We start from the raw sequence: 7,794 nt of genomic DNA, 5'->3' as shown, positions 1-7,794 counted from the left end.
AAGCGTGAAGACATCTTTGCGGGATTAGATGAAGCAACAAAAACAAAAGCAAAAGCGATTTTAGACAATGAAAAGAAACAATTAGAGGAATTAAATGTGGATCTTCCGCATCACAAGTTTTTTATGAAAAAAGAAGATAAATAATTGATTTATGTATCTTTCGTGGGGCAACCGGAAGGTACATGCGAGGACCGATTTCTACTTATAGAAATCGGTCTCTTTTAATGATTCAATAAGATTCTTTTCATTGTTAGTATGTATCCGAAGACGCAGTAGAAGATTGCAAAACCGATAAACACTTCCGTATATTGATATTTACCCAATACGTAGAAGGAAACAGCTGGTATAATAGCTACCGCTAAAATGCTATAACCAGGATACTTGTTTCGATACATGATAGCGAATAGAACAGAGAGAAACGTAGCGATGATACAAAAGACAGCAATCATTATTGGTACACCTCCTAAATGAATTATACCATTTTTAGGGAATTAGAGAAGTTTTGTATCTTCTGTTATAATATAAGAAGAGAAATATTTCCTATGTTATATAAAAAAATATATTGATTTTTTCTAACAATTCAATATAATGAACAATAACTACAAAATTCGACATCAAGAAGTGATGATGAGGACACGATTAATTTTTTACGATTCCCAGAGAGGGAAGCCTTTGGCTGTGAGCTTCCTAATACGGAAAAATAGATTACCACCTCTGAACTGCAGCAGTGAACGAACATCTAGTAATTGCTTGCCGGCAAAAACCGTTATTTAGACTTGAGAAATTGGTGAAGTGTGTTACTTTGCGAATTGAAACAAGGGTGGAACCACGAATACAACACTCGTCCCTTTTTTAGGGAGGAGTGTTTTTTTATTTCATTTTTGCATCACACTAGAATTGGAAGGAGGATACGCAGCATGCATCATGATGAGAAGAACAAAATTGGTTTAACAGTAGCACTTTCTATCGTAGTAGGAACGATTATCGGGTCTGGTGTATTTATGAAACCAGGAAGCGTATTAGATTACTCAGGGAGTTCTAATATGGCCATTCTTGCTTGGGTAATTGGTGGTCTGTTGACGTTAGCGAGTGGTTTAACAGTAGCCGAAATTGGAGCGCAAATCCCGAAAAATGGTGGGTTGTATACGTATTTAGAGGAGATTTACGGAAGTTTTTGGGGATATTTATCAGGCTGGATGCAAACAATTGTTTATGGACCAGCTATTATCGGAACATTAGGTTTATACTTTAGTTCTTTAATGATTAATTTTTTCTATTTAGATAAAGTGTGGAATTTACCAATCGCAATCGGAACAGTTGTGTTCCTTGGCTTTGTAAATAGTATGGGAACAAAATACGGAGGTATCGTTCAAACAATCACGACAATTGGGAAAATGATTCCGATTGTATTAATTGTCGTGTTAGGTTTTTGGAAAGGAAACAGTGATATTTTTAACGTAGTAGTGCCGATATCAGAAAATCAAAGTATCGGTATGGCAATTTTAGCAACGTTATTTGCTTATGACGGCTGGATTTTACTTGCTTCGATTGGTGGAGAAATGAAGAATCCAACAAAGTTATTACCGAAAGCAATGACAGTGGGGATTTTAATCGTAACTGCTGCTTACGTATTAATTAACTTGGCGTTATTAAATGTATTACCAGCAGCAAAAATTGTAGACCTTGGAGAAAATGCAACAGCGACAGCTGCTGGTATGTTACTTGGAGAATATGGTGGGAAAATTATTAGTATCGGTATTATCGTTTCTATTTTCGGTTGTTTAAATGGAAAGATTTTAACGTTCCCACGTATTCCAATGTCTATGGCAGAACGTGGACAACTTCCATTTGCTAAGTTTATTGCAAAGGAAAGTCCGAGATTTAAAACACCAGCAAATGCGATTACTGTTGAAATCATTTTAGGAATTATTTTAATGATTATTAGTGATCCAAATAAGCTATCTGAGATTTCCGTATTCATTATTTATATTTTCTATGTAATGACGTTTATTGGTGTCTTCATTTTAAGGAAACGTAATAAGAATAAAGAGCGTGCATATAGTGTACCGTTATTCCCAATCGTACCAATCGTTGCGATTTTAGGTTCGTTCTTTGTAATCGGTAGTGCGATTATTAATGATCCGGTAAGTTGTTTCTTATCAATTGGAATTGTCTTTACGGGACTTCCGGTGTATTGGTACTTGAATAAGAAGAAAGAAACAGAATGATGGAAGGGTAGGCGTATAATACGCCTACCTTTTTTACTGTAAAAAAATTGTACTTGCGTCCACTTTCTATTTTGGTTACTATAGTCGTAGTAACCAAAATAGAAAGCGTGGGGAAAGACTTGAATTTTCGTGTTTATATTTTAGCTATCGCGGCTTTCGTAGTCGGAACGGTTGAGCTAATTATAGGAGGAACGCTCGATTTAGTTGCCAATGATTTAGGAGTATCTATTAGCGCAGCTGGTCAGCTTATAACAATATTTTCGGTAGTATTTGCTTTGTCAGGTCCAGTTTTATTAGCTTTGACAGGGAAGTTTGAAAGAAAAACATTGTATGTTGGAGCATTATCGATTTTCTTAATCGGAAATATTATTTCGGCATTTAGTGTGAATTACGGAATGCTAATGTTCTCAAGGGTTATTTGTGCGGCGAGTGGTTCATTAATTATTGCACTATCGGTAACACTTGCTTCTAGTGTAGTAGAACCGCATTTTCGTGCGCGTGCAATTGGAATCATTTTTATGGGAATTAGTGGATCACTTGTACTTGGAGTACCGCTCGGTCTTGTACTCGGAAATGCATACGGATGGCGTGCGCCATTTGTATTGATTTCAGTATTAACAGTTATGGCAATTGCTTGTATTTCATTGTTCTTAACGAAAGTACCACCGACATCGGTATTATCAATAAAAGAACAACTTGCTACTTTAAAAGATAAAAAAATTGTAAGTGCACAGTTAACATCATTTTTGTTTTTAACGGGGCATTTAACATTGTATGCATATTTAACACCGTTTTTAAAAGATGTTATGCATGTTGAAGCAAATTGGATTAGTGTGTTTTACTTCATTTTCGGAATCGCAGCAGTAATCGGCGGTGGATTCGGTGGATGGCTTGCTGATAAATGGGGATCGAAGAAAAGTATTATCTCGATTATTATCGTATTTGCATGTGCAATCTTCATGTTGCCATTAATGACATTCTCATTCCCACTCTTCATCATTATGATGGGACTTTGGAGTATGCTGAGCTGGGCGATTTCACCAGCACAGCAAAATTATTTAATTGAAATTGCACCGGAATCAGCTGGTATCCAGCAAGGTTTAAATAACTCTGCGCTTCATTTAGGAATTGCACTCGGTTCAACAGTAGGCGGAGTTGTTATTGAAAAATCATCTGTTATATATAACGCTTGGGTAGGCGGTGGCTTTATTATATTAGCACTGCTTTGCGCGATTTTCTCGATTACGAGAGGACGCTCTACTCAGTTTGCGAAAGGAGAATCTATCGTTTGATAGGTTCTTTTTTTATTTGTAAAAAATTGCAGGTTTTAGTAGAGAAATGGAGAAAGGGTGTATAGCGAGGTGAGGTATATGTATACGAATTTTTCAATTATTGGTCTTCTAATTTCAATGCTCCCTTTGTTTCTTATTATTCTTGCACTTAGATGGGTTCGTTTCATCTATAAAAATTCAGAGAAACAGGTAGAGCAAAATGAGAAAATCATTGAGCTGTTGATGGAGATAAAGGAACAAAACGAAAAGGAGTCTAAGTGAAAAACTAGACTCCTGTTTATTATTTAATTAGTATCTTAACTTCATCAACAAACTCTTAATTTCCTCATCTTCCATAAAGAGATCATGGTGTTTTTGAGTAATCTTTGCAAGTGCAACGTCGTGATAGAAAAATTCTGTAAAGAACTTTACGAAAGGTTGTGACATTGTTTTCATCGCTTGCCATGACTCTTGTTCTACGCCAGCAAATAAAATTTCACGATCGTCAACGATGAGTAGCAAGTAGCGCTCTAATGCATTAGGCTCTTCAGCTGGGATTAGAAAATGCATGTTTTCTAAGTCTGTTTCTACTTCTCCAACAATAAGGGATTCAATTTGAACACCTTGTTTTGCTTTTTGTTCTAGTAAAGGAAGATATTCTAAAAGAGTATCATTCCAAGCTGAAATACGGATTGATTCTTTTGCACTTTCAATGAGTTCTTTACTTTGAACTCGAATAGAAGATTGCATCTTTAAGCTCCAAACACGGTCATCTGTAAATGATTTTTTTGATATATTTGTTTCCAGTTCCTTAATATTTGATTGAAATTCTGTCGTTAATTTTTCAATTGCTAGCTTTAGTGGTAATGCTGTATACAATTTTTTCTTTTCTGAAACAGAATCCATTACCATTCCTTTATCGATTAGGCGTGCTAGTACTTCATATATTTTTGCTTTTGGAACACCTGAATGCTTCACAATTGTTGTAGCATCTAATGGTTCATTGCTTGATACGACAACTTCATAAGCTTGGCTTTCATATTGTGAGAAACCGAATTTTTGTAACATAGTTCCCTCCGAACGAATGAGATTATATTTTAAGGATAATGAACTATTTGTTTTTGCACAAGTGGTAGTCCGTTTTCTAATTGTATTAAGGTGAGAATTAATTTCAATTTTTTAATTTTATCTATTATACTTAATATAATGATTAATAATATTTCAATTTAATGCGAAGGGGATGCTGGGGGGAAGATGTTAAGAAGTTTACGTTTAAAAATTGCGGTAGTGTTTTCAGTACTTATTTCTATGATGTTCGTAATATTGGGTACAGCTGTGTATCAATTACAGAAAGAAAAGGAAGTGCGTTCCTTAGACGAGTATTCTCAAAATGCGATGGATCTTGTGACAGAGCAACTTACGACATTTGTTCAAAGAACGGATGAAGATATGGGGTATTACGCGAACAGTGAGATGATTCGTAATATGCTTCAAGGTGGGGTTACTCCAGAAGAGGAAGCGTTTTTAACGAAAGAGTTTGCGGAGTATAAAAAGAATCATCCTGGTATTTTAGATTTATATATTGGTACGAAAGATAAAAAAACATTAAGTGCCAATCTTGCTGAAGGTGGGCAAGTGCCAGAAGGATATGATCCAACGACAAGACCATGGTATAAAGATTCAGAGGCTGATGTAAAAAAGGTCCATTGGGGACAACCTTCTTATGAAATTGCAACAGGAAAGTTAAGTGTAGGTGTTTCTAAAGCAATTACAGCTCAAGATGGATCTGTATTAGGCGTTGTTGCGATGGATGTATCGCTTGGGACGATTCAGAAGTTGCTTCACAATATTCAATATAATAATGACGGAGAAATGTTTATTATAAATGATAAAAATATGGCTCTTGTTTATCCAGAAAAGATAGGGAAAGATGTTTCTAAAGAGCCACTTATAAAGAGCTTAAATAAAGAGGTAACAAAATATGCGGTCACTACAATAAAAGGTGAAGATGTAGTTGTTTATAGTCAATCATTTGATACGATGAAATGGACGATAGGAATCTTTTATCCGAAAGAAACGATCGATGGGCTATTAAATAGTACGAGAAATACAGTCATTATGATGGCGTGTATTAGTTTATTAGTTGGAATCGTAGCTTCCTACTTGTTCTCAAGAAGATTAGCAAGACCACTGCAATTATTAAAGAATCACGTTCAAAAAGTAGCAGAAGGGGATTTAACGCTGCGAATGAAGGTGACAAGTAAAGATGAAGTTGGAGAGTTGACGAAGCACTTTAATGATATGGTTGAACAAATGAATGAAATGGTAAGTAAAATTAAAAACAGCGTATCAACAGTGCAACAATCAACGAATAGTTTACATTATTTAACGAACGAAACAGTAGCGGCTAGTAGAGAAGTTTCCGGAGCAATGGATGATGTGAGCGGGGGAGCTTCTACTCTTGCGAATAGTGTGGATGAAGTTTCAGCTCAGCTCGAGAATATGGCAGAGTCAGTGGAACAAATGAATAGCTCCGTTGGTGAAATAAAAGGAGTGACTGGCAAAGCGGAAGAGGCATCTAAGCAAGGATTAAATACAATGAGGAACTTAGTCCGTACGAGGGGACAATCATCTTCGATTGTTGTTCATACAGAAGAAGCATCGGATAAGTTAGAACAAAGAGTTGGATCGATTCAAAATGTTGTTGAGCTTATAAAAGGTATTTCGGATCAAACAAATTTACTTGCTTTAAATGCCTCGATTGAAGCTGCCCGTGCAGGTGAGCAAGGTAAGGGATTTGCGGTTGTTGCTGAAGAGGTTCGGAAATTAGCGGAACAATCAAAAGAGGCAACAGGAGAAATCACAACGATGATTGGTGATGTGCAATTAGAAGTAAAAAGGGTTGTAGAAGTTGTAAGTAAATTGAAAGACATTGCAGATGTGCAAAATAAAGTGACGACAGAGGCAGAAATGGAGTTCCGCACAATTATGTCAGTTGTAAATACGATTAGTACTTCAGTTGAAAAAATTGTAGAAGAGGTACATAACATAGGTTACGAGCAAGGAGAAATTACAGCGGTAATGCATACAATTGCTGGTACGAGTCAAGAAAGTGCAGCTGTTTCTGAAGAGGTACATGCTGCAACGGAATCACAGGTTAATCATCTAGAAAAGGTAGCCCACACGATGGAAAGTTTGACAGAGCATATGAAAGATTTAGAAAGATTAGTTGAGCAGTTTAAAGTGGAAGAGTAACATATTAGTAAAATGATGAGGATTTCGGTAAAATAGACAATGGATATATAAGAAGCGATTATAGGAGGAAGACTACTATGGCAATTGTTGACGTATCGATTATTCCGGTAGGAACAGGTAATCCAAGTGTTAGTGAATATGTAGCAGAAGTACAAAAGGTGCTAGAGAAAAATGCGGATCGCGTGAAGTATCAATTAACACCGATGAATACAATTATTGAAGGAGATCTTCCTGTCATTCTAGAAGTAATTCAACAAATGCATGAAGTTCCATATACGAAAGGTGCACAGCGTGTTGCAACAACGATTCGTATTGATGATCGTCGTGATAAAGTAAGCACAATGGAGAAAAAATTAAACTCTGTCCGATCAAAATTATAAGAAAAAGCAGTGATCTTCGCTGCTTTTTTCATATAGGAGGTAAATAAAATGAGTGAAAAGTTTAACGAGCAGTTTGACGGTTTACTAGAGAAATACACTGAGCTGTTACTTGGCGAGAGTAATGAAGAGCGAAAAGAACAGGTAAAGAAGTGGGCACTTTATTCTTACATAGCGAAGACGATGCCAGCTTTAGTGAAGCATTGGAATGAAACTTATCCAGATGCGAAAGAAGAGATGGTACAGTTAATTACGGATATTAAAAGGCTGAATGAGGAGAAGCGAAATGAGAATTAAAAAACTTAGGTGATGCTACTTTAAGTTTTTCTTATTAATATCCTTATATAATTTACATGGAATATTAAGGGTTTTATAGGCATGTCGAATATTTTCGGTATGCCTATTTTTGCCCTAGTAAACCCGTTTTTTCTAAATGTCGAAAAATATTCCCTTCATATTTGCATGCGAGAATATAGGTTTTTAAATGTTTTTATAGTATTTTATAAATTATCTAAATAATTATTTGTATCCAATAATTTTAAACAGTGATATAAAACAGATAAATTACAGTCATAGGGGTGAATTACATGGAACAATTAATGCGAAATTCGTTTCTTTTCTTATCTAAAAATAAAGCGCTAACAAAACTGGCTAAAAAGTACG

At 35.7% G+C, this 7,794-nt stretch carries 8 protein-coding genes and 1 other annotated feature; of the genes, 6 read left to right on the top strand and 2 right to left on the bottom strand.

The window, feature by feature from the left end; all coding sequences use genetic code 11:
• Positions 1 to 221: 221 nt before the first annotated feature.
• Positions 222 to 449 (bottom strand): hypothetical protein, encoded by a 228-nt coding sequence (locus tag MR167_RS29250; RefSeq protein WP_000562245.1) that lies wholly within the window; start codon positions 447 to 449, stop codon positions 222 to 224.
• A gap of 166 nt (positions 450 to 615) precedes the next feature.
• Positions 616 to 852: a binding site (T-box leader), on the top strand.
• A 65-nt stretch (positions 853 to 917) separates the two neighbouring features.
• Here MR167_RS29250 and MR167_RS29245 point away from each other — a divergent pair.
• The 3 genes from MR167_RS29245 to MR167_RS29235 all read left to right on the top strand — a co-directional run bounded on the left by MR167_RS29245 (position 918) and on the right by MR167_RS29235 (position 3,781).
• A complete protein-coding gene (locus MR167_RS29245; protein WP_000546306.1) occupies positions 918 to 2,228 on the top strand; it encodes an APC family permease in 1,311 nt (436 codons plus the stop codon).
• Between the two features lie 107 nt (positions 2,229 to 2,335).
• The gene (locus tag MR167_RS29240; protein ID WP_074790675.1) at positions 2,336 to 3,520 is read left to right on the top strand and encodes an MFS transporter; all 1,185 of its coding nucleotides are present in this window, start codon (positions 2,336 to 2,338) and stop codon (positions 3,518 to 3,520) included.
• 78 nt (positions 3,521 to 3,598) lie between these two features.
• Positions 3,599 to 3,781: a hypothetical protein gene (locus tag MR167_RS29235; RefSeq protein ID WP_000288473.1), complete on the top strand. Its 183-nt coding sequence runs from the start codon at positions 3,599 to 3,601 to the stop codon at positions 3,779 to 3,781.
• A gap of 27 nt (positions 3,782 to 3,808) precedes the next feature.
• On the opposite strand, the gene MR167_RS29230 is transcribed toward MR167_RS29235, so the two are convergent.
• Positions 3,809 to 4,567, bottom strand: coding sequence for a TrmB family transcriptional regulator (locus tag MR167_RS29230; RefSeq protein ID WP_000939479.1), 759 nt, complete (start codon positions 4,565 to 4,567; stop codon positions 3,809 to 3,811).
• A gap of 186 nt (positions 4,568 to 4,753) precedes the next feature.
• Here MR167_RS29230 and MR167_RS29225 point away from each other — a divergent pair, with 186 nt between their 5' ends.
• The 3 genes from MR167_RS29225 to MR167_RS29215 all read left to right on the top strand — a co-directional run bounded on the left by MR167_RS29225 (position 4,754) and on the right by MR167_RS29215 (position 7,428).
• The gene (locus MR167_RS29225; protein ID WP_000946369.1) at positions 4,754 to 6,754 is read left to right on the top strand and encodes a methyl-accepting chemotaxis protein; all 2,001 of its coding nucleotides are present in this window, start codon (positions 4,754 to 4,756) and stop codon (positions 6,752 to 6,754) included.
• Positions 6,755 to 6,831: 77 nt separating this feature from the next.
• On the top strand, positions 6,832 to 7,134 hold the full coding sequence (locus MR167_RS29220; RefSeq protein WP_001018860.1) for an MTH1187 family thiamine-binding protein: 303 nt from the start codon (positions 6,832 to 6,834) through the stop codon (positions 7,132 to 7,134).
• Between the two features lie 48 nt (positions 7,135 to 7,182).
• On the top strand, positions 7,183 to 7,428 hold the full coding sequence (locus MR167_RS29215; RefSeq protein WP_001290589.1) for a YusU family protein: 246 nt from the start codon (positions 7,183 to 7,185) through the stop codon (positions 7,426 to 7,428).
• Positions 7,429 to 7,794: the final 366 nt, after the last annotated feature.

Origin of the sequence: Bacillus cereus group sp. BfR-BA-01355 (assembly GCF_022663675.1) — a bacterium.
Classification (GTDB): Bacteria; Bacillota; Bacilli; order Bacillales; family Bacillaceae_G; genus Bacillus_A; species Bacillus_A thuringiensis_S.
This window is presented reverse-complemented; position numbering and strand designations above follow the sequence as displayed.